Consider the following 20,018-nt stretch of genomic DNA (forward strand, 5'->3'; position numbering starts at 1 on the left):
TCCCAGAGCATTGCGATGACCTCCATCCCCGAATCCTGCGACCTGCTGATCGAAGCCGGCTACGTGGTCCCGATCGAGCCGCATGCGGTGGTGCTGGAAGACCACGCGGTGGCGGTGCGCGGCAGCGAGATCGTCGCGGTGCTGCCGATCGCCGAGGCGCGTGCGCGCTTTTCCGCCGCGCGCACCGTGTCGCGCCCGGACGCGGCGCTGCTGCCGGGCCTGGTCAACGCGCACACCCACAACCCGATGACGCTGTTGCGCGGCATCGCCGACGACCTGCCGCTGATGGTGTGGCTGCAGCAGCACATCTGGCCGGTGGAGACCGCGGTGATCGGCCCGGAGTTCGTCGCCGACGGCACCGCGCTGGCGATCGCCGAGATGCTGCGCGGCGGCACCACCTGCGCCAACGAGAACTACTTCTTCTCCGACGTGCAGGCCGCGGTGTACAAGCAGCACGGGTTCCGCGCGCGTGTGGGCACGGTGATCATCGATTTCCCGACCGCCTGGGCCAAGACCTCCGACGAATACTTCGAACGCGCCTGCGAGGTGCACGACCAGTGGCGCGACGATCCGCTGATCGGCATCGCCTTCGCCCCGCACGCGCCGTACACGGTCAACGACGCGAACTTCGAGCGGGTGCGGATGCTGTCCGACCAGCTCGACGTGCCGGTGCACCTGCATACCCACGAGACCGCGCAGGAAATCGCCGACTCGCTCAAGCAGTACGGCCAGCGCCCGCTGGCGCGGCTGGACCGGCTGGGCCTGGTCAACGACCGCCTGATCGCGGTGCACATGACCCAGCTCACCGACGCCGAGATCCACCTGTGCGCCGAGCGCGGGGTCAGCGTGGTGCATTGCCCCGAATCCAACCTCAAGCTCGCCTCCGGCTTCTGCCCGGCCTGCGCGCTGCAGCGCGCGGGCGTGAACCTGGCGATCGGCACCGACGGCTGCGCCAGCAACAACGACCTGGACATGTTCAGCGAGAACCGCACCGCGGCGATCCTGGCCAAGGCGGTGGCCAACGACGCCACCGCGCTGGACGCGGCGACCACGCTGCGCGCGGCCACGCTGGGCGGCGCGCGCGCGCTCGGCTTCGGCGAGAAGATCGGTTCGATCGAGGTCGGCAAGCAGGCCGACCTGATCTGCGTGGACCTGTCGGCGCTGGAGACCCAGCCGCTGCACAACGTGCTGTCGCAACTGGTCTATGCGGCCGGCCGGCAGCAGGTCAGCGATGTGTGGATCGCCGGCCAGCGCAAGCTCGATCAGCGCGTGCTGGTGGACATGGATACCGACGCGCTGGTCGCCAACGCGCGGCAATGGCGCGAACGCATCCGCAGCGTGCACGCCTGATCCGCTTTACTGCCGTGCCGCGATCCGCGCGCGGCCCAACCGAGACGCCGTCATGACCGCTTCCGCTTCCAATACGTCCGCCAATTTCGATCAGGCCGAACTGGACAAGTTCGGCGCGCTGGCCACCCGCTGGTGGGACGCCGACGGCCCGCAGAAGCCGCTGCACGCGCTGAACCCGGTGCGCCTGCGCTACGTCGCCGAGCGGCTGCCGCTGCGCGGCGCCAGCGTGCTCGACGTGGGCTGCGGCGGCGGCCTGCTCAGCGAGGCGCTGGCCAAAGAGGGCGCGCAGGTCACCGCGATCGACCTGTCGCCGGAACTGGTCAAGGTGGCGCGGCTGCACCAGTTCGAATCCGGGGTGGAGGTCGACTACCGCGTGCAGTCGGTCGAGGACCTGGCCGCCGAGCGCCCGGGCAGTTTCGACGCGATCACCTGCATGGAGATGCTCGAGCACGTGCCCGATCCGGCGGCGATCGTGCGCGCCTGCGCGACCCTGCTCAAGCCCGGCGGCCAGCTGTTCCTGTCCACGCTCAACCGCACCCCGGCCGCGTTCGCGCTGGCCATCGTCGGTGCCGAGTACGTGGCGCGGCTGTTGCCCACCGGCACCCACCGCTACCAGGATTTCATCAAGCCGGCCGAACTGGCGGCCTGGCTGCGCCAGGCCGAGCTGCAGCTGCACGACGTCAGCGGCATGCTGTACGAGCCGTGGCGCAACCGCGCGCGGCTGTCCACGCGCACCGAGGTGAATTACCTGGCGTGTGCGGTGAAGCCGTGATTCGGGAGTCGGGATTCGGGATTGGCAGAAGCATGTGTGCGTGCGCGTGATGCCTTCCGATTCCCGAAGCCAGGATCGCGGCGCTCAGCCGCCGCAGGCCACGGCATCGCGGAATTTCCCGCGCGCGGTGCTGTTCGACCTGGATGGCACGCTGCTCGATAGCGCGCCGGATCTGCTGGCCGCGGCCAATGCGCTGCTGGCCGACCGCGGGCGCGATGCGCTGACCCTGGAGCAGCTGCGTCCGGTGGTGTCCAAGGGCTCGCGGGCGATGCTGGGCGTCGCCTTTCCCGAGTTGCCGGCCGCGGAGCGCGATGCGCTGATTCCCGATTTCCTGCGCCAGTACGAAAGGCGGATCGGCCGGCATTCGCAGCTGTTCGACGGCATCGCGGCGCTGCTGCAGCGGCTGGAAGATGCCGGCTGCGTGTGGGGCATCGTCACCAACAAGCCCGAATACCTGGCGCGGCTGATCCTGCCGCAGCTGGGCTGGGAACGGCGTTGCGCGGTGCTGATCGGCGGCGACACGCTGGCCGAGCGCAAGCCGCACCCGCTGCCGCTGCAGGTCGCCGCGCAGCGTTTGGACGTACCGCCGCAGCAGGTCGCCTACGTCGGCGACGATGAACGCGACATCCTCGCTGCGCGCGCCGCCGGCATGGCCTCGGTGGCGGTGCTGTGGGGCTATCGCCTGGACGGCGAGGATCCGCTGGCCTGGCGCGCCGATGCGCTGGTCGCCGCCCCTGCCGACTTGCTCGATGCGAGCGCCTGGCCCGGCGCGTCGCAGCTTCCCTGACTTTCCGGACCTTCCGATCGCATGAGCAGTACCTCCGCCCTGGATGCCTTCCTCGACAAATGGCGCAGCCGCTGGCCGGAATGGACGGTGGCCGAGACTTTCGTGCCGGCGCCGCAGCGCATACGCGCGGTGGCTTGGTTCGCGCTGCTGCAGGAATTCGACGACATCCTCAACATCGCCGGCGATCCGTTGCCGGCCGACGCCAAGCTGGCGTGGTGGGGCGAGGAATTGCGCAGCTGGGCCGGGCAGCGCTCGCGGCATCCGCTGGGGCGGGTGCTGGAGCCGGTCGCCGCGCCATGGGCGCAACTGGCCGAGGCCTTGCCGGGGCTGCTCGCCTCGCGCGCGGCCGCGGCCGATCCGGCGCATGCCTACGAGCGCCTGGAGGCGTTCGCGCTGGCCGCGGCGCAGGTCGAATGCAAGGTGTTCGAGGACCAGCGCGACGCCGCGGCGGCGCTGGCCACGCAGGTGCTGGCGCAGCGGCTCGCCGACGCCGGCATCGCCGCGGTGCCGCTGTCGCTGCGCGGCGGCGAGGCGGCGCAGGCGCAGCAGCGCTGGGCACAGGCCTTGCTGCAGCGCTGGCCGCGGCGCGTGGCCGGGCCGCGGCCGCGGCGCATCGTGTCGGCGCTGGCGCGTGCGCGGATCGCGCAGCAGGCCAGCGCTGCGCGCAAGCCGCCGAGCCAGATGGCCACGCTGTGGCGCGCCTGGTGGGCCGGCCTGGGCTGAGCGCCGGGCACGGCCGATCCAGGCGCGCGGCTCAGTTGGCGCTGCCGGCGCCGCTGTTGGCGTACTCGAAGAAGCGGTTGGCCGACTGCGTGCAGCCGCTGCTGCAATACGGGCGGCCGACCGTGGACGCGTTCCACGGCGCGCTCTTGCGCACGTGCGCGCCCAGGCTGGACTCGCGGATCACCACCTTGCCGTTGGGCGAGCTGCCGTTGACGTAGTTGGACAGGCTGCCGACGCTCTCGTCCCAGGCGCGGCCCAGGTACACGGTGTTCGCCGACGGGCTGCCGATCGCATCGAAGGTGCTGGCCACGGCCAGGAAACCGTAGCCGCTGCCGGGGCGGGTGCTGGGGGCGAAGATCACGCCGCCGCTGTTGGCGCCGCGGCGCGCGGCGGTATAGCGGATGGTGCTGCCGGAGAACACGGCCACGCCCGAGCCGAAGATGAAGTCGGTGTCGCCCTCGATGCTGCCGCCCTTGAAGAACGCGCGGATCACCGTGTTGGCGCTGCCGCCGCTGACCAGCAGGGTGTCCTGGTTGCCGGTGAGCGCCACGTTCTCCAGCACCGCCTTGTCGCCGCGCAGCGCCAGCGCCACCGCCGACTGGTTGCTGCTGGCGTAGGTGTCCTCGACGTAGCTGTTGACGATCGCCAGGTTGCGCGCCTGGAACTGCGCCGCGCGCACGGTGACGGTGCCGCTGTCGGAGGTGCCGACGGTGCTGCTGGACGCGTTGCTGGCGCAGGGGTGGGTGGCGCTGCCGCTCGGTTTCGGCGTCGGGTTGGCGTTGCCGAAGCTGATGGTGGTGTTGGCCGGCGCGCTGCCCAGGCCGAACAGGGTGATCGGCGGCGCCGCCGCGGGCACGCAGACCACTTCCTTGTAGGTGCCGGGCTTGACGCTGATGTAGCGCCGCATCGTGCCGCCAGCCGCGACCGCGGCATCGACCGCGGCCTGCACAGTGCGGTAGCGGGTGGAGCCGTCGGCGGCGACCGCGTAGTCGGCGGTGAGCAGGGCGACGCCGGCGCTGGGGTTCCAGTTGTCGGTCGTCAGTGCGCCGATGGTGCCGGCCTGGGCCAGGTGCTTGGCGACGGTCTGGTTGGCCGCTTCCGAACTGGTCAATTGCGGCCGGGAGGCGGTACCGGTCAGCGCCCAGGCGGTGGCGATGGCGCCGCCGGCCAGGGCGAGGGTGGCGGGAATCTGGAACCAGCGCGATACGGTCATGGCGTGTGCTCTCGGGTTTGGGATGGGACCTGCTGCGCCCCGGCTGCAGCGTCGTCGACACCGGATTGATACCGGTGTCATTCGGTGGCCGCAGGGAGGCGATCGGCGGCCATGGCGTGGCCGGCGCGAATGCTAGGCGCGCCTTGGCGCGCTGCCGTTCGATGCCGCAGCCAAATCCCGGTTGTGGCGGAGCGATCACGGTTTGGCGCGGTAGGCGTTTCTAGGCACTGCGTCCGCCGGCACTGCTTGTGTGATGGATTGCTATGCTTGGGCGGAAGCGGATCCCAGGTCAGCCGGCGGCAGCGCTAGCGCTTCGCTCCGGCTGCTGCGTTGCGCCACGGCGCTGCGCGACGCCTGAGGGGTGTCGGGCCAGGATTCGGGGGATGGCGCCGGCGCCGGCAGCGTCGCTGAGGACGCGTTGCGCAAGCCGGGCCGCGCGCAGCGCCGATGCTTGCCTGGACATGGCGTGCGCGCGCACCGATGTATCTGCGCCGGCTCTGTCCATCGCGCGGACGGGCAGGGCGCGGCTCACTCCGGGATCAGGAAATTGCCCAGCGACTTGGGCGCGGCCTCGTCGGTGGCCGACAGCGCCGGCGTGTCAGCCTGGTCCTTCAGTTGCACGCCGGAGAGCTGCCGCCGGCACGCCTCGCGCATCAGCCAGGCCAGTTTGTGCGCGGCCTGCGCATAGCTCAGGCCGGCTTCGCGCACATTGGAGATGCAGTTGCGGCAGGCGTCGTTGAGGCCCACGCGCGGGGCGTAGGTGAAGTACAGGCCGAGGCTGTCCGGCGAACTGAGGCCGGGGCGCTCGCCGATCAGCACCACGCTCATGCGCGCGTCCAGCAGTTCGCCGATCTCGTCGCCGATCGCCACGCGCCCCTGTTCGACCAGCGCCACCGGCGCCAGCGTCCAGCCTTCGGCCGCGGCCAGCGCGTCGATGCGTTCCAGCATCGGCGTGGCATGGCGATGCACCGCCAGCGCCGACAGCCCGTCGGCCACCACCACGGCCAGGTCGTAGCTGCGGCGTTGCATGGCGATGCGGCCGCGCAGTTCGCTGGCCGCGTCCTCGCTCAGCCGCCGGCCCAGGTCGGGCCGCTGCAGGTAGACGTGGCGGTCGGCCGCGGCGCTGCGCAGCGCGACGTGATCGCGGCCACGCGCGTCCAGCGCCGCGGCCAGCGGCGCCGGATCGAAGCGCAGGTGCACCGCGTCGCGCGCCTGCGCATGCGCGAACTGGAAATCCAGCTGCGCCGCGGTCGGCAGGCTGGTGCCGGTGCGGCCCAGGGCGATGCGCGCCGGGGTCAGCCGGCGCAGCGCGGCCCAGAGATCGGCGCGGGCAGGGCGGTCGCTGTCGTCGTGCATGCGCGGCCCGCTCAACTCAGTTGCGCCAGCGCGCGCCGGAACGCGGCCGGCGGCTCGTGGCCGAGGCGGAAGCGGCCGTTGTCCAGGCGCAGGATGTCCAGCCGCTCCAGCCAGGCTTCGAACTCCGGCGCCGGACGCAGGCCCAGCGCCTGGCGCGCGTACAGCGCGTCGTGGAACGAGGTGGTCTGGTAGTTGAGCATCACGTCGTCGGAGCCGGGGATGCCCATGATGAAGTTGATCCCGGCGGTGCCGAGCAGGGTCAGCAGCACGTCCATGTCGTCCTGGTCGGCTTCGGCATGGTTGGTGTAGCAGATGTCGCAACCCATCGGCACGCCGAGCAGCTTGCCGCAGAAGTGGTCTTCCAGGCCGGCGCGGATGATCTGCTTGCCGTCGTACAGGTATTCGGGACCGATGAAGCCGACCACGGTGTTGACCAGCAGCGGCTTGAAGCGGCGCGCCACCGCGTAGGCGCGCACTTCGCAGGTCTGCTGGTCCACGCCGTGGTGCGCGTCGGCCGACAGCGCGCTGCCCTGGCCGGTCTCGAAATACATCACATTGTCGCCGACGCTGCCGCGCTTGAGGCTCAGCCCGGCCTCGTAGCCTTGCTGCAGCAGCGCCAGGTCGATGCCGAAGCTGGCGTTGGCCTTCTGCGTGCCGGCGATCGACTGGAACACCAGATCCAGCGGCACGCCGCGTTCGATCGCCTCGATCGAGGTGGTGACGTGGGTCAGCACGCAGGCCTGGGTCGGGATCTGGTAGCCGGCGATCACCGCGTCGAGCATCTTCAGCAGTTCGCAGATGGTCTGGGTGTTGTCGCTGGCCGGGTTGATCCCGATCACCGCATCGCCGTTGGCGTACAGCAGCCCGTCGAGCACGCTGGCGGCGATGCCGGCCAGGTCGTCGGTGGGATGGTTGGGTTGCAGGCGCGTGGACAGGCGCCCGCGCAATCCGAGCGTGTTGCGGAACGCGGTGACCACGCGGATCTTCTGCGCCACCAGCACCAAGTCCTGGATCCGCATCAGCTTGGACACCGCCGCGGCCATCTCCGGGGTCAGGCCCGGTGCCAGCGCCGCCAGCGCGGCCTCGTCGGCCGCTTCGCTGAGCAGCCAGTCGCGGAAGCCGCCGACGGTCAGGTGCGCCACCGGCGCGAACGCGGCCGCGTCGTGGCTGTCGACGATCAGCCGGGTCACCTCGTCGTCTTCGTAGGGAATCACCGCCTCGTCGAGGAAGTGCCGCAGCGGCAGGTCGGCCAGCGCCATCTGCGCCGCCACCCGCTGCGGCTCGCTGGCCGCGGCCAGCCCGGCCAGGCGGTCGCCCGAGCGCGCCGGTGTGGCCTTGGCCAGCAGGTCCTTGAGGTCGTCGAAGCGCCAGGTCTGGCCGCCGACGCTGTGTGCGAAACCGCTCATGCCGGGTTCTCCTGCAGGCGCCCGCGCGCGGCGGGCGCCGTGTCCTCGATCATGCCTCGCCGCTGGCCTCGGCGGCGACGATGCCGCCGTTGCCGCGCAGGCTCAGCGCGCAGCAGCCGGCACCGAGCAGCATCAGGCCCAGGAATACCAGCGCCAGCAGCGCGTTGAACCACACCATCGCCGCCAGGCACACCAGTGCCAACAGCAACGCCAGCGCCGGCACCAGCGGATAGCCGGGCGCGCGGTAGCTGCGTTCCAGCTGCGGTTCGGCGCGGCGCAGCTTGAACAGGCTGAGCATGCTCATGATGTACATGACGATCGCGCCGAACACCGACATGGTGATCATCGCCGCGGTCAGCGACATGCCCTGCACCTGCACCAGCCCGTCGCTGTAGATCGCCGCCACGCCGACCACGCCGCCGGCCAGGATCGCCCGGTGCGGGGTGCGGAAGCGCGACAGCCTGGCCAGGCCGTGCGGCAGGAAGCCGGCGCGCGCCAGCGCGAAGAACTGCCGCGAATAGCCCAGGATGATGCCGTGGAAGCTGGCCACCAGGCCGAACAGGCCGATCCACACCAGCATGTGCAGCCAGGTCGAGTTGTGCCCGACCACCGCCTTCATCGCCTGCGGCAGCGGATCGTTGATGTTGGACAGGGTGCGCCAGTCGCCGACGCCGCCGGCCATGATCATCACCCCGAACGCCAGCGTCACCAGGGTCAGGATCCCGGCGATGTAGGCGCGCGGGATGGTGCGCCTGGGGTCCTTGGCTTCCTCGGCGGCCATCGCCGCGCCCTCGATCGCCAGGAAGAACCAGATCGCGAACGGGATCGCGGCGAAGATGCCGCCGACCGCCGCCAGGCTGAAGGTGTCCGACCCGGCCCAGCCGCCGCGCGCGAAGTTGGCCACGCTGAAGCCCGGCGCGACCACGCCCATGAACACCAGCAGCTCTATCACCGCCAGCACGGTGACGATCAGCTCGAAGGTGGCGGCGATGCCGACGCCGAGGATGTTCAAGGTCATGAAGATGGCATAGGCGCCGACCGCGGCCAGGCGCGGGTCCAGGGTCGGGAACTGCACGTTGAGGTAGGCGCCGATCGCCATCGCGATCGCCGGCGGCGCGAACACGAACTCGATCAGCGTGGCGATGCCGGCGATCATCCCGCCGGCAGTGCCGAACGCGCGCAGGCTGTAGGCGAACGGACCGCCGGCGTTGGGAATGGCGGTGGTCAGTTCGGTGAAGCTGAAGATGAAACAGGTGTACATCACCGCCACCAGCACGGTGGTGACCAGGAAGCCGAGCGTGCCGGCGGCGCCCCAGCCATAGCTCCAGCCGAAGTATTCGCCGGAGATCACCAGGCCCACGGCGATGCCCCACAGGTGCAGGGTGCCGAGGGTGGGTTTGAGCTTGTCGATCGTCATTGCGCACATCTCCTGGACGGGGGGAGGGAGAGCGAACGCCGCGGCGAACCACCGCGGGGACTGCGATTGCGCATTGCGCGCCTGTGCCGGCGCAGGGCCGGCCGTTTTTACGCAGGCCGCTTTACGGTTATACCGCAAAGCAGCATGGCTGCCGCAGGTTCGGTCCGCGGCCGCATTTGGATACGATCGGTGGCGGCGGCTGCGCTATGCTCGGGTGCAGATTTCAGGGGGCCGTCAGTCCGGTGCGGGACGGGCAACGCCGTGTTGGCGCGGACGCGACGAGGAAGACCGAGTGGGATGTAGGCCGATGAGCGAGCGCACGATGCCGCCGCACCGGGCGCGCTCAAGCGCGTTCCGTCGGTCTGCCGTGGCCGTCGTCCAGGCGGGGGCGCGCGTCGCCGACGCGCGGTGCGCCGGCTGCGGCGCCAGGCGCCAGCGGTCGCACGCCGGACACCGCGACATGGCCCAGCCCCGTCGCGCCGACAGGCCCTGATCGACGTATGACGCGTTTGTGCCGTTGCTCGCGCTGGCTGCTGTTGCTGTGCCTGTGCGTGGCCGAAGCCGCGTTCGCGCAGCATGTGCACTTGCAACGCCTGCCGGCCGATCCGCCCGCCGCCGAGGTGGTGACGGGGGCGCATCTGGCGCAATTGCAGGACGGTGCGCATGGCAGCGCCCTGTACGAGCCGCTGAAGACGCCGACCTGGTGGCGCGTCCGCGCCGACCGCGCGATCGGCAGCGACGGCGATCCGCAACTGGTGCTGCAGGCGCCGTATCTGACCCAGGTGGAAGCCTGGGTGCCGGGCCAGGCCACGCCGACCCGGCACGCGCTGTACGGCGCCGACGCCGACCTGCGCTATTCGACCCGCGCGCTGGTCATCGCGCTGCCGCACGGCCTGCCGCAGGGCGCCTCGGTGTGGCTGCGGGTACACGCGCCGGCGGCGGTCCCGATGCCGGTGTCGATCGCACCGCTGGCGCAGGTGCACCGCGACGACCTGCACTACGTCGGCTGGCGCGCCTTCATCATCGGCTCGACCGCGGTGCTGGCGATCCTGGCGATCGCGCTGTGGGCGCGGCTGCGCGAACGGGTCTACGGCTATTTCACCGCCAACGTCCTGTGCGTGCTGCTGTACCTGCTGGGCATCGGCGGCGAAGCGCGGGTGGTGCCGGGCCTGGACGTGCTGTTCGCTTCCTCGCCAGCGCCGATACGGATCGTGGCGGCGCTGGGCGGCTTCTTCATCATCAATTTCCAGCGCCGGCAGCTGGAAATGTACCGGCATCTGCCGCGGCTGGACCGGGTGCTGCGGGCCTGCGCCATCTTCCTGCTGTGCATCGCCGCGGCCTGCGTGGTCTCGACGGCGTCCTGGCTGAGCCTGCTCGGCAACCTCACGCTGATCGTCAGCGCCATGTTGCTGCTGCCGTGCTCGCTGCTGCTGGCCTTGCGCGGGCAGCGCTATGCCTGGCACCTGCTGGCGTCGTGGGCGCCGCTGCTGGCGTTCTGCGTGCTGCGCTGCCTGGAGCTGAGCGGATGGCTGCGCCTGGACCAAGCCACGCCCTGGGTGGCGCACGGCATCAGCCTGGCGCTGGCCATTTCGTGCCTGCTGGTGACGATCGGCCTGGCCGAGCAGATGCTGGAACTGCGCCGCGACCGCGACCGGGTGAACCGGCTGGCGACGGTGGACGGCCTCACCGGCATGCTGACCCGCGCGGCGATGCAGCAGCGCCTGGCACAGGCGATGCTGGACGCCACGGCCGCCGCGCAGCCGCTGGCCGTGGCCTATGTCGACATCGACCACTTCAAGCGCATCAACGACGTGCATGGTCACGGTGCCGGCGACGACTGCCTGCGCTGGGTCGCCGCCTGCGCCCGCGCGCGCCTGCGCAGCACCGACACGCTCGGCCGCCAGGGCGGCGACGAAATGCTGGTGTTGATGCCGGGCGCCACGCTCGCCGCGGCGCAGCGCGTGGCCGAAGACATCCGCCGGCATCTGCACGAACAGCCGCTGCAGCGCGGCGGGCAGACGCTGTCATGCACGCTGAGCGTCGGCGTGGCCCAATGGCAGCAGGGCGAGAGCATCGAGTCGCTGCTGCAGCGCGCCGACGCCGCGCTCTACGCCAGCAAAGCCGCCGGCCGAAACCGGGTCAGCGTATCCCCGATCACGTCCATCCACGAGGAGTCGCCGCCATGACTGCAGGTCCCGCCGTTTCCCCGATCGATCCCACGCAACTGCGTGTCGCCGACATCCTGCTGCAGCTGGGCCGCGGTCCGGTTTCGGAACTGATCGCCTGGTGCGGCGACAGCATCTACAGCCATGCCGCGATCGTGGCCGACCAGGGCGACCTCATCGAGGCCGCGGCCAAGGGCGTGCGCCGCTATCCGCTGCAGCAGCGGCTGGCCGATACCGGTAACTATCTGCTGATCGACGCCTACCGCCCGCTCAGCTACGCCGGCGTCGCGCTGGACGATGCCGATCGCGCCAGCGTGCTGGCCAAGGCGCAGTCGCTGCTCGGCGTGCCGTATCCGCTGGACAGCCTGGCCACGCTGGGCGTGCTGGTGGCGATCCGCGGCAAGTGGCCGCAGCACTGGCTGGCGCGGATCGTGGTGCGCGAGGCGCTGGACCATCTGGTCCGCGACAACCCTTCGCACATGGTGTGCAGCGAGGTGGTGTACCGCGCCCTGGCCGAATGCGACGCGCAGCCGAGCGGACGGCTGGCACCGCAGATCGTGCTCAGCGGACCGACCCACCTGCCGTTTCCGGACATGGACTGGAAGGCGCTGTGGGAGGAGGTGTGGCAGTTGTTGCACCCGCAGCGGCAGCAGGCGCTCGGCGACGTGGCGCAGCGCCTGGCCGCGGTGGAAGGCGCGCCGGCGGGCATGCTGGCGGCCTCGCTGACCGCGGTCGGCGACGATGAACTGGCCACGCGCGCCAATGCGGTGCGCGCCGGGCTGGGTCTGGAGCCGCTGCCGATCACCAATCAAGCGCTGGACGACGGTTCGCTGCTGGTGGAGGCGGCCGCCGATGCAACGCCAACGCCGCTGCCCCATCCCAATCCCAAGCTGGTGATGCCGCTGGATCTGGCCAACAGCCCCTCGCACGTGGTGCTGGGCCGGCTGTTGCAGGCGGAGGATGCGCCGGCGTAGCGCCGGCTGCTCAAGCAGGAGTTTCGTAAGCTGCGAAAGTGCGTTGGCGGATGGTGTCTGTCGCGGCTGAAGCCGCTCCTACAAGGTGCGCGGGTACTTGCGGTGTGCACTGTAGGAGCGGCTTCAGCCGCGACCATGTCATGTCCGAAGCCCGAAGGTTCACCGCTGCGCCGGCCGCGACTGAAGCCGTTTCTACAAAAGGGGCGAACGCCCCTCGATATTTGTGGAGGCGACTTCTGTGGGAGCGACTTCAGTCGCGACGGGCTCTACCGGTAAGGCCCGTCGCGACTGAAGTCGCTCCCACAAAAAAGCAGTCGCTTCGTGCGCTTCAGCGCCAGCAACCGATCGATGCGCACATCGAGCCGGGCAAGACGAACGTCTCGGCCACGGAGATGAAGAACGCGCCGCCGCGCGCCACTGGAGATGAACTGCCGGCTGTTACTTCGTCCGCTCCAGCACCAACAGCGGATCGATGCGCACGTCGAACCGCGCAAGACGAACGACTCGGCCACGGAGATGAAGAACGCGCCGCCGCGTGCCGCTGGAGATGAACTGCCGGCTGTTACTTCGTCCGCTCCAGCACCAACAACGGATCGATGCGTACATCGAACCAGTTCATCCCCCAATGCAGATGCGGCCCGGTCGCGCGCCCGGTGGCGCCGACCGCACCAATCACCTGGCCCTGGGCGATGCGGTCACCGACCATCACGTCGATCCGCGACAGGTGCAGGAAGTTGGAGCTGACCCCGTAGCCGTGGTCGAGCAGCACGGTGCCGCCGGTCAGGTACAGGTCCGGCGCGGCAAAGGTGACCACGCCGGCCGCCGGCGCCTTGACCGGGGTGCCGGTGGGCACGGCGATGTCCATGCCGGAGTGGCCGGCGCCGGGTTGCCCGTTGTACACGCGGGCATTGCCGAAGCGGCCGCTGATGCGGCCCTGCACCGGCCAGATGAAGGGCGCGGCGAAGTCGGTGCGGTCGTCGTCGCGGTCGCGCGCGGCGACGACCTGCGCCTGCTCGCGCTTGATCCGCTCGGCGATCGCCGGCGGCGGGTTGACCGTCTTCGGCGGCACGCCGTTGACGCGTTCCAGCGGCCAGTCGCGTGGGGTCACCGCGATGTCGATGCTCTCGCTGCCGCCATCGGCGCGCTGCACCAGCAGCCGCAGCGGGCCGCGTTCGTCGCGGCCGATGCCGAACACCACGCTGCCGTAGCCGCTGACCCGCAGCGTGCGCCCGGCGTACTGCACGCGGCTGCCGGGCGCCACTTTGCCGATCACCAGCGCGCCCTGCGAGGCACTGGCCGGGAACACGCTGCGCGTGTCGGCGCTGGCGGCGGCGCCGGTCTGCGCCTGCAGCGACGGCATCGCCAGCGCCGACGCCAGCAGGCCGAGCGCCAGCGCGGCACCCGGCACGCGTGTGCGCCGCATCAGCGGTCGAACGCCAGGCGCTGCCCGTTCGGGCTGCCGACCAGGCGGGTGCCGTCCCAGGCCAGTTCGCCGTTGACCCAGGTCGCGGCGATCTTGGAGCGGAAGCTGCGGCCTTCGAACGGCGACCAGCCGCACTTGGACAGGATGTCCTCGCGGCGCACGGTGAAGGCGGTGTCGTCGATCAGCACCAGGTCGGCGTGGTAACCCTCGCGCAGGAAGCCGCGCTGGTGCACGTCGAACAGCAGCGCCGGCGCGTGCGCGAACTTGTGCACCACCTGGGCCACGCTGAGCCGGCCTTCGTGCACCAGTTCCAGCGCCGCGACCAGCGCGTACTGCACCAGCGGCAGGCCCGACGGTGCCTGCGCATACGGCTTGCTCTTCTCTTCCCAGGTGTGCGGCGCGTGGTCGGTGGCGAGCACGTCGATCACGTCCTCGGCCAGCGCGCGGATCAGCGCCTCGCGGTCGCTGGCGTCCTTGATCGCCGGGTTGCACTTGATCAGGTTGCCCAGCGTCGCGTAGTCGGCGCGGTCGAAGCGCAGGAAGTGGATGCAGGTCTCGGCGGTGATGCGCTTGCCCTGGATCGGACCGGGCGCGAACAGCGCCAGTTCGTCGGCGGTGGAGATGTGCAGCACGTGCAGGCGGGTGCCGTGCTTCTTCGCCAGCGACACCGCCAGCTGCGAGGATTTCAGGCAGGCCTCGCGCGAACGGATGTCCGGATGCATCTCCGGGGTGAGCGCGTCGCCGTACTTTTCCTTGAACGCGGCCAGGGTCGCGTCGATGGTCGGGGTGTCTTCGCAGTGGGTGATGATCGGGGTCGGCGCGTCGCGGAAGATCGCGTCCAGGGTCTGCGGGTTGTCGACCAGCATGTTGCCGGTGGAGGCGCCCATGAACACCTTGATCCCCGGCGCGGTCTTCGGGTCCAGGGTCTGGATCGCCGCCAGGTTGTCGTTGCTGGCGCCCAGGTAGAAGCCGTAGTTGCCCCAGGCGCGGCCGCCGGCGGCGTCGTACTTGGCCTGCAGCGCGGCCGCGTCCAGGGTCGGCGGGTTGGTGTTGGGCATGTCCATGAAGCTGGTCAGGCCGCCGGCCACCGCGGCCGCCGACTCGCTGGCGATGTCGCCCTTGTGGGTCAGGCCGGGTTCGCGGAAGTGCACCTGGTCGTCGATCATGCCGGGCAGCAGCCAGCGCCCGGCGGCGTCGACCACGGTCTCGCCGTCGCGGGCGGCCAGTTGCGGGGCGATCGCGGCGATACGGCCGTCGGCGATGCGCAGGTCGCCCTGGGTTTCCTGGCCTTCGTTGACCAGGCGGGCGTTGACGATGAGGGTGGAGGAGGACATTCAGTGTTTTCCTGGGCAGCGGCAGGCCGGCGGCGCCGCGGGATCGGGCACCGGGTCGAACCCGCCGGGATGGAAGGGATGGCAGCGGCCGACGCGACGGGCGGCCATCCAGCCCCCGCGCAGCGCGCCGTAGCGGGCGATGGCGGTGACCGCGTAGGCCGAGCAACTGGGCACGAACCGGCAGCGCGGGCCCAGCAGGGGGCTGATGAAGCGCTGGTACAGGTGCAGCAAGGCGATGAGAGCGCGGGCGATCACCGCTCCATGATATGCCAGTTGCGCAACGGGGCCGCCGTTCGCCGGCCTGCCGTTCACTAGCGTGTAGACGGTGTGGTTGCCGCTGGGGGTAGGGTAGGCTATAAAGGCCCGCTTTCCCGGGCCCCGGGGAAACCAAGGAAGAGCGATTCGTGGCTGCTAAAAAACCTGCAAAGAAGGCCGTCAAGGCCGCCAAGAAGCCCGTCCAGCCCGTTGCCAAGAAGGCGACGGCGTCCGCTGCTGCCAAGCCGCTGAAGAAACCGGTGGCGAAGCCGGCAGCCAAGCCCGCGCCGGCAAAGAAGGCTCCGGCCAAGGCGGTGGCGAAGAAGCCGGCGCCCAAGCCGGTTGCCGCCGCGCCTGCCAAGAAGGCTCCGGCCAAGCCGGCCGCCAAGCCAGCGAAAGCTGCCGCCAAATCCAGCGCCGCCCCGGTCGCCAAGCAGGCAGCCGCAGCCAAGCAGGCCACGCCCGCAGTGAAACCAAAGCAGGCCACCGCCCCGGTTGCGCCGGCGGTTGCCAAATCCGTACCGAAGCCGGCTGCCAAGCCGGCGCCGGCCAAGTCTGTCCCGGCCAAGGCCGCCACGCCCGCCGCAGCCCCGGTTTCCCAGCCGGTCGCCGCCAAGCCCGCTGCGCCCTCGGCCCCGTCACATAAGAATCCCGTGTCCGTTTCGAAATCCTCCGCGAAAACCCCCACCAAATCCGAATCCACCCCCAAGGCGCCGATCGCCAAGCCGACCGGCAAGGTCGCCGTCGCGGTGACCGCCAAGTCCAACACCCCGGCCAAGCCGGCCAAGTACAAGGTGGTCGAGTACAAGACCGACGAAGCGACCGGCCGTCCGATCCTGCCCAAGGGCTACAAGCCGGCCGGCGACGAGGAGTACATGAGCACGCTGCAGCAGGAGTACTTCCGCCAGCGCCTGCTCAACTGGCGTGCCGACCTGGTCGAGGAATCCAAGCAGACCATCGAGAACCTGCGCGACGAAGTCCGCGACATCGGCGACGAGGCCGAGCGCGCCACCCGCGAGACCGAGAACTCGCTGGAACTGCGTACCCGCGACCGCTACCGCAAGCTGATCGGCAAGATCGACAGCACGCTCAAGCGCCTGGATGCCGGCGACTACGGCTACTGCGTGGATACCGGCGAAGAGATCGGCCTGGAGCGCCTGGAGGCGCGCCTGACCGCCGAGCGCACCATCGATGCGCAGGAGCGCTGGGAACACCTGCAGAAGCAGCAGGGCGACTGATTCGCCAACGCCTGCGTCTGCGTTCGCCCAAGGCCCTGCTCGCGCGGGGCCTTGTGCTTTCTGGTGATCGTGCCGATCCGGCCGGCCCGCCTATTTGCCGCCAAGCGTGCGATCCGGTGCGGCGCCGCGGCGGTGGGCGGAGGCCCAGTGGCGATGGCGTCTGCGCCATGCGCGGCTGCTGCGCCTGATGCGTCCGCTATGGCGTGTGCGCAGGTTTCGCGACGCCGCCGATCCGATGCCGGCAGCCCGCGCCACGCTGCGTCGCATGCCGGGCGTCGCGCCGCCGGGACCACGGCGATATTCAGCGGACGCCGTTGACCAGACCGCTTTTCGCGTCCTTGAGCAGTTGCAGGCCGGGCAGGCCGAAGCTGTCCAGGTCCGCCTTGCTGGCTGCGATGTTCAGCCCGACGATGGCCGAGGTGTCCGGGTCCACGTTCACGCCCAACGGCATGGCGGCGAACTGCACATAGTCGCGGCTGTCGTTCCATTGCGGGCGGCCGCCGATCGCCTGCAGCAGGCGGTCGATGTGGGTGCCGGCCGGCTGGCCGAGCAGGTCGAAGGGCAGGGGGGCGTTCGGATCGGCCAAGGCGATCAGGCTGGTGACCCGGTCGTTGCGGAAGCCCACGGCCAACTGGCTGTGGACGAGCGTGCCGGCCGCACGCGGATGGCGCGCCAGCTGCGCGTTGAGCTCGCGCGGGTACAGGTACACGACGCTGAGCGTCTGCGGGTGTGCGGCATCGGCGCGGGTGACGTCCGGGCGGCCGAGCGCGGCCAGAACCTGTTGCTTGCGCATGCCCAGCGCGACCGGGCCGATGCGTGTGCACGGAGCGGGCAGGGTCGCCGCGCTGGCGGAAGCGGCAAAGGCCTGCTGCAACGCGCGCGTGCAGGCGGCGGCGTCGCTGCCGGCGGCGTGGACCTGCGCGATGGCCATGCCGAAGGCGAGCAGGCCGAACAGCGAAAGGGATCGGGGTGTCATGGAGGATCTCCGTGGCGTGTCGTGGGGAACGAGGCCGGGATGCGCATCCCGGTCTCGCCGTTTGCTTGAATTAGTTGCCGTGCCAGCCTTCGCGGTGGCCATAGGCCGTGACGAACGCGCTCTGCTGGGCGCTGGTCAACGAGCCCCACTGGTCGGTCGGATTCAGGCCCGAATTGGTGGTGATGGTGGTGATCATCTCCGAGGTCGGGTTCTCGCTCGGCGGCGACCAAGTGCTGATGATCTGGCTGAGCGTGGCGGTGCCGTTGTTGTTGTCGTTGATGCGGTTCATGTTGGCCACCGCAGCGTCGAGTCCGGCCTGCGGATTGGAGAAGATCGCGAAGCCGCGATCGTTGCCGAGCGAACCGTGGTCGTCGGCGAAGTTGCCGGAACGGATGTCGAGCGGGTTGTTGTCGCGGTTCGGATGGGTGCCGGTGACCTCCTGGGTGGAGCCGTCCGCGGCGGTGTAGGTCACCGTGGTGCCGCTGGCCGATGCGGACGTGGCTGGATTGGCGTTGCTGCCGGCGCCACCGTCGCCTTCGCCACCGTCGCTGCCATCGCCGCCGTCGCCATCGCCATCACCGTCGCCACCATCTCCCTCGCCGCCATCGCCTTCTCCGCCTTCTCCGCCTTCGCCTCCCTCACCACCTTCGCCACCTTCGCCGCCTTCACCGCCTTCACCGCCTTCACCGCCCTCGCCACCTTCACCGCCTTCACCGCCTTCGGCCTCGATCGGCGCGTCGAACTCGGTGGCGGTCTGCATCGCCACCGCCTTGTGCATCGCCGCGTGGTGGTGGTGATGGGTCTTGGCCTTGGCGTGGTGCGCCTTCTTGTGCGCCTTGGCGTGATGGATCGAGCTGGATAGCGGGTGCGCGCCGATCGAAGCGCGGGTGCCGCCGGCGACCATATCGATTTCGATGATATCGAGCGTTCTCATGTAGATCCTTTGACATGTTGCGGGGAAGGAGCCGTCCTCGCTTCGGCTGATCCGGCCGCAGGCGCATGGCCGCGCGTCCGGATCGATCCTGCCGCGCGCGCTGCGCTGCGGCGACGCGACAAGCGCGTGGCCGGCCGTGCTTTCCTCGGCTGCGCGCAACGCTCGAACGCGTACAGATGGTTCATGCAGGTCGGCATGCCGATGCGTCCCGGGAACTGGAGGCATCGCCACGCCGAGCGTCGCTTGCGGTCGCATGCTGGTGCGAGGTGGCACCTGGCAACGCTCGCCGCGTGCCATGCATGGCTCCGGCAATCGCGCTTTCCGCGGGTGGGACGAGCAGCGTGCCGAACGATCACATCCGCTGCGCCGCCGCTCCTTCGCTGGAGCACACCAGCTTCAACTCCAGCTGGCGGACGGTCCAATGCGAAGGCGCGTCGATCGTCCCGCTCGCGTGCACCTGGTAGGCGGGACAGTCCGCATCTTCCTCGGGATTGTTCTTGATGTCGCAGCGGCCCTCGATCAGGAACGTGTGGGCGCCCTTTGCCGCGCTGCGGGTGAATGTCAGGTTCGGGCACTCCCCGAACGTCCTCGACAGGACGATGTCGTTCTTCAGGACAAAGGCGAGCGCCTGTTGAGCTTCGTTGCCGGGCGCGGATTGCATCGCCTGCAACGATCCTTGCATGGCGAAGACGAGAAGCGACGCCATGCACATGCGCGGCAGCCAGAGGGACTTCATGGGGGAATCTCCGATAGGTGATTGTCTTCCGGGCCGGAGTGGCTCCGGCCCGGAAGAGGGAAGTGGGCTTACTTGAAGACGCTGATATGCACGTGCGTCGTGTCGCCGCTTTCTCGGCTGGCGGCGGTCCAGTCCGCGGTGGGGCTGGACCTGATGAAATTGCCGGCGGGCCCTTCCACGTAGCTGACGTTGGGATCGTTCATCGCGGCGTTCTCCAGCGCCTGCGCGTTGTCGAAGCCGGTGCCGCTGGTTCCGACATGCACGTCGTTGATGATGTTGATATCGACGGCGTTGCCGGTGTAGTGGGCAGAATTGGGGGTGTGGCTGCCGTTGGTGGTCGCGGAGATGTCGATGCTGTTGACGCCATCGTCGCTGTCGAGCACCGAGTTCAACGCCGAGGCCATCTTGGACGTGACCGGATTGTCGCTGCTGGAACCGTCCTGCGTGTTCTGGTAGGTGATCGACACGGTCCTGCCATCGTCCGTCTGATGGCTGCTGCCTATGTTGGTGTCGGTCGGTCCGTTGCCGTCAGCATCGTTGCCGTCGTCGTAACCGCCTCCGCCGTCGCCCTCTCCGCCTTCACCGCCCTCTCCGCCTTCACCGCCTTCACCACCTTCACCGCCTTCACCACCTTCACCGCCTTCACCGCCCTCTCCACCTTCGCCGCCTTCACCGCCCTCCCCACCTTCACCGCCTTCACCACCGCCGCCTTCGGCCTCGACCGGGGCGTCGAACTCGGCGACCTGCTGCATCGTCGTCGACTTGTGCATCGCCGCGTGGTGGTGATGGGTCTTGGCCTTGGCGTGATGCACTTTCTTGTGCGCCTTGGCGTGGTGGATCGAGGTGGACAACGGGTGTGCGCCGATCGATGCGCGCGTGCCGCCAGCGACCATATCGATTTCGATGATATCGAGCGTTCTCATGTTGATCCTTTGACAGGTTGCGGGGAAAACCGTCCT

18 protein-coding genes are annotated in these 20,018 nt (G+C 69.9%); 7 read left to right on the forward strand and 11 right to left on the reverse strand.

The window, feature by feature from the left end:
- Positions 1-15: 15 nt before the first annotated feature.
- The 4 genes from HEP75_RS09720 to HEP75_RS09735 are packed head-to-tail and all read left to right on the forward strand — an operon-like array spanning position 16 to position 3,632.
- A complete protein-coding gene (locus HEP75_RS09720; protein WP_185826278.1) occupies positions 16-1,350 on the forward strand; it encodes a TRZ/ATZ family hydrolase in 1,335 nt (444 codons plus the stop codon).
- Between the two features lie 52 nt (positions 1,351-1,402).
- Positions 1,403-2,122 carry a bifunctional 2-polyprenyl-6-hydroxyphenol methylase/3-demethylubiquinol 3-O-methyltransferase UbiG gene (gene ubiG, locus HEP75_RS09725; RefSeq protein WP_185826279.1) on the forward strand — a complete coding sequence of 240 codons (720 nt, stop codon included), beginning with the start codon at positions 1,403-1,405 and terminating at the stop codon, positions 2,120-2,122.
- Between the two features lie 49 nt (positions 2,123-2,171).
- Positions 2,172-2,909: a phosphoglycolate phosphatase gene (locus HEP75_RS09730; RefSeq protein ID WP_185826553.1), complete on the forward strand. Its 738-nt coding sequence runs from the start codon at positions 2,172-2,174 to the stop codon at positions 2,907-2,909.
- A 21-nt stretch (positions 2,910-2,930) separates the two neighbouring features.
- Positions 2,931-3,632 (forward strand): squalene/phytoene synthase family protein, encoded by a 702-nt coding sequence (locus tag HEP75_RS09735; RefSeq protein ID WP_185826280.1) that lies wholly within the window; start codon positions 2,931-2,933, stop codon positions 3,630-3,632.
- A gap of 31 nt (positions 3,633-3,663) precedes the next feature.
- Here the strand turns inward: HEP75_RS09735 and HEP75_RS09740 are convergent, their stop codons facing one another.
- The 4 genes from HEP75_RS09740 to eat form a co-directional block, all read right to left on the reverse strand.
- A complete protein-coding gene (locus HEP75_RS09740) occupies positions 3,664-4,845 on the reverse strand; it encodes a putative acyl-CoA thioester hydrolase (RefSeq protein ID WP_185826281.1) in 1,182 nt (393 codons plus the stop codon).
- 528 nt (positions 4,846-5,373) lie between these two features.
- Positions 5,374-6,201: an ethanolamine ammonia-lyase subunit EutC gene (gene eutC, locus HEP75_RS09745; protein ID WP_185826282.1), complete on the reverse strand. Its 828-nt coding sequence runs from the start codon at positions 6,199-6,201 to the stop codon at positions 5,374-5,376.
- 11 nt (positions 6,202-6,212) lie between these two features.
- The gene (locus HEP75_RS09750) at positions 6,213-7,607 is read right to left on the reverse strand and encodes an ethanolamine ammonia-lyase subunit EutB (RefSeq protein WP_185826283.1); all 1,395 of its coding nucleotides are present in this window, start codon (positions 7,605-7,607) and stop codon (positions 6,213-6,215) included.
- Positions 7,608-7,656: 49 nt separating this feature from the next.
- Positions 7,657-9,033 (reverse strand): ethanolamine permease, encoded by a 1,377-nt coding sequence (eat, locus tag HEP75_RS09755; RefSeq protein ID WP_185826284.1) that lies wholly within the window; start codon positions 9,031-9,033, stop codon positions 7,657-7,659.
- Between the two features lie 491 nt (positions 9,034-9,524).
- On the opposite strand from eat, the gene HEP75_RS09760 reads away from it, so the two are divergent.
- Together HEP75_RS09760 and HEP75_RS09765 are read left to right on the forward strand one after the other, a co-directional pair.
- Positions 9,525-11,210, forward strand: coding sequence for a diguanylate cyclase (locus tag HEP75_RS09760; protein WP_185826285.1), 1,686 nt, complete (start codon positions 9,525-9,527; stop codon positions 11,208-11,210).
- Positions 11,207-12,163 (forward strand): hypothetical protein, encoded by a 957-nt coding sequence (locus tag HEP75_RS09765; RefSeq protein WP_255424042.1) that lies wholly within the window; start codon positions 11,207-11,209, stop codon positions 12,161-12,163. The genes HEP75_RS09760 and HEP75_RS09765 overlap by 4 nt, the downstream gene beginning before the upstream one ends.
- A 562-nt stretch (positions 12,164-12,725) precedes the next feature.
- Here the strand turns inward: HEP75_RS09765 and HEP75_RS09770 are convergent.
- The 3 genes from HEP75_RS09770 to yidD are packed head-to-tail and all read right to left on the reverse strand — an operon-like array spanning position 12,726 to position 15,193.
- A complete protein-coding gene (locus HEP75_RS09770) occupies positions 12,726-13,586 on the reverse strand; it encodes a M23 family metallopeptidase (protein ID WP_185826286.1) in 861 nt (286 codons plus the stop codon).
- Positions 13,586-14,920: a dihydroorotase gene (locus tag HEP75_RS09775; protein ID WP_185820395.1), complete on the reverse strand. Its 1,335-nt coding sequence runs from the start codon at positions 14,918-14,920 to the stop codon at positions 13,586-13,588. The genes HEP75_RS09770 and HEP75_RS09775 overlap by 1 nt, the downstream gene beginning before the upstream one ends.
- Positions 14,921-15,193, reverse strand: coding sequence for a membrane protein insertion efficiency factor YidD (gene yidD / locus HEP75_RS09780; protein WP_185816621.1), 273 nt, complete (start codon positions 15,191-15,193; stop codon positions 14,921-14,923). It lies immediately after the preceding gene.
- Positions 15,194-15,324: 131 nt separating this feature from the next.
- Here yidD and dksA point away from each other — a divergent pair, with 131 nt between their 5' ends.
- Positions 15,325-16,413 (forward strand): RNA polymerase-binding protein DksA, encoded by a 1,089-nt coding sequence (gene dksA, locus HEP75_RS09785; RefSeq protein WP_185820394.1) that lies wholly within the window; start codon positions 15,325-15,327, stop codon positions 16,411-16,413.
- Between the two features lie 301 nt (positions 16,414-16,714).
- On the opposite strand, the gene HEP75_RS09790 is transcribed toward dksA, so the two are convergent.
- The 4 genes from HEP75_RS09790 to HEP75_RS22275 form a co-directional block, all read right to left on the reverse strand.
- The gene (locus tag HEP75_RS09790) at positions 16,715-17,389 is read right to left on the reverse strand and encodes a secreted signal peptide protein (protein ID WP_185826287.1); all 675 of its coding nucleotides are present in this window, start codon (positions 17,387-17,389) and stop codon (positions 16,715-16,717) included.
- 70 nt (positions 17,390-17,459) lie between these two features.
- Positions 17,460-18,323: a hypothetical protein gene (locus HEP75_RS09795; protein WP_185826288.1), complete on the reverse strand. Its 864-nt coding sequence runs from the start codon at positions 18,321-18,323 to the stop codon at positions 17,460-17,462.
- Between the two features lie 352 nt (positions 18,324-18,675).
- Positions 18,676-19,059, reverse strand: a complete 384-nt coding sequence (locus HEP75_RS09800; RefSeq protein ID WP_185826289.1) for a hypothetical protein — start codon at positions 19,057-19,059, stop codon at positions 18,676-18,678.
- A gap of 68 nt (positions 19,060-19,127) precedes the next feature.
- Positions 19,128-19,982, reverse strand: a complete 855-nt coding sequence (locus HEP75_RS22275; RefSeq protein WP_255424043.1) for a hypothetical protein — start codon at positions 19,980-19,982, stop codon at positions 19,128-19,130.
- Between the last annotated feature and the right edge of the window lie 36 nt (positions 19,983-20,018).

It is taken from the genome of Xanthomonas sp. SI (assembly GCF_014236855.1).
In the GTDB taxonomy this organism is placed as follows: domain Bacteria; phylum Pseudomonadota; class Gammaproteobacteria; order Xanthomonadales; family Xanthomonadaceae; genus Xanthomonas_A.